The sequence below is a fragment of the Frankia nepalensis genome, assembly GCF_016786325.1.
In the GTDB taxonomy this organism is placed as follows: Bacteria; Actinomycetota; Actinomycetes; order Frankiales; family Frankiaceae; genus Pseudofrankia; species Pseudofrankia nepalensis.
The window spans coordinates 1-1,602 of sequence record NZ_JADWYU010000348.1 but is presented as its reverse complement, the minus strand read 5'-3'; the positions used below and the strand labels follow the sequence as shown (position 1 = coordinate 1,602).

Sequence of the window (1,602 nt, the reverse complement as noted above, 5' to 3'; positions counted from 1 at the left end):
CCCAGGCGGGTGGCGGCCGCGGGGAACGGCCGCGGCGCGTCGCCGCGGCCGGCCACCCGCCCTGGCCACGGCACCCGCCCTGGCCACGGCACGAGGATTCACCGCGGTGCCCGGTTAGCGGGACGCGGTCCAGAAGGCGCGGACCGTGTGGGCGAGGGACCAGCCCTGGCGGCGGCCGGCGCGGGCGGACGCGGGGCGGACCGTGGGATCGAGGGGGTTGGGGCCGAAGGCGGTCCTGGCGGCGTCGTCGGCGGTGACGACCAGGACCCGGGCGCCGGCCCGCTCCAGGTCGTGCACCTCGTCGTCGATGCCGGGGAACGGGCCGCGGACCGGGGTCGTCATCGGCGCGACGACGAGCACGATGTCGTGGCCGGCGGCGAGCCCGGCGTTGGTGGCCGAGCCGGAGCCGCCGTCGATGTAGCGGCGGCCGCCGATCGTCACCGGCGGCCACACACCGGGGATGGCGCAGCTTGCCGCGACCGCGTCGACGAGGTCGACGCCGGAGTCCCTGTCGAAGGTGACCAGTGTGCCGCGTTCGGCGTCGACCGCCGTCACGAGCAGCCGGCCCTCGGACCACGCGTGCCGGGGCAGGCGGGCCTCGATGACCCGGCGACGCTCCTGCTCGGTGACCGTCGGCGTGGCCAGGGCCATCGCGCCGATCCGGCACAGCGCGGCCGGCAGGTCGCGAGCGCCGCTGACCGCCTCACCGAACATGTTCATCAGGAGATCCGGATCGATCTTCACGGGTAGCTCGGCGTCGGAGCCGTAGGCCGCCAGTTGGGCGGCGAGGGGCGCCTCCAGGCCCGGCCCGGCGCGCAGCAGCGCGCCGACGACCGACCCGGCCGAGGTCCCGATCACGGTGTCGGCCGCGGCCAGGTCGGATCCCGCCTGAGCGAGTTCGGCGAGCAGGCCGATCTCCCAGGCGATCCCGGCCAGCCCGCCTCCGCCCAGCACCAGCGCCCGCGACATCGACCCTCACCTCTCCTAGCTCCGCCGCCCCATTCTCAGACGTGATCAGCAATTCGGCCTCCGCCAGCCGCTGGAACCCCTTTCCGTGTCCGTGCGAGCGCGGACGCCGAGCGCGGGTCAGGGCACCGTCGCGGATCTACGGGGCCCTGGACATCCCACGGTGCCAACCGCCAAGCGACATCCTCGGACACGGCCACTTCTGGTGACGCGTTCGCGCGACCCAGCCACCAACGGTGACGGCGCCCCGCCAACGCGACCACCTCCGAGACCCCGGACCAGACCGCCCCCAGAGTCGCGGTTCAACATCCTCGGATACGGCCACTTCTGGTGACGCGTTCGCGCGACCCAGCCACCGACGGTGACGGTGCTCCGCCAACGCGACCACCTCCACGCCCTCGGACCAGACCGCCCCAGCTTCGCGGTCCAACATCCTCGGATACGGCCACTTCTGGTGACGCGTTCGCGCGACCCAGCCACCAACGGTGACGGCGCCCCGCCAACGCGACCACCTCCGCGACCCCGGACCGGGACCGCCCCCCAGCTGTGCAGCTCGACCCCGGGACCAGGTCCAGAGGGCGCTCAGCGCCCGACAGGCTCCGCGGTCGGCGGTCGCGCAAGCGACCTTCCGACCGC

1 protein-coding gene is annotated in these 1,602 nt (G+C 74.5%); it reads right to left on the bottom strand.

Translation table 11 applies throughout. The features are described 5' to 3' along the window. Window positions 1-114 precede the first annotated feature (114 nt). Window positions 115-969: a patatin-like phospholipase family protein gene (locus tag I6A81_RS41115; protein WP_203010519.1), complete on the bottom strand. Its 855-nt coding sequence runs from the start codon at window positions 967-969 to the stop codon at window positions 115-117. Window positions 970-1,602 lie beyond the last annotated feature (633 nt).

Bases quoted from the DNA above. Each gene is read 5' to 3' on its own strand.
- I6A81_RS41115 (WP_203010519.1), bottom strand. From the start codon at position 969: ATGTCGCGGGCGCTGGTGCTGGGCGGAGGCGGGCTGGCCGGGATCGCC.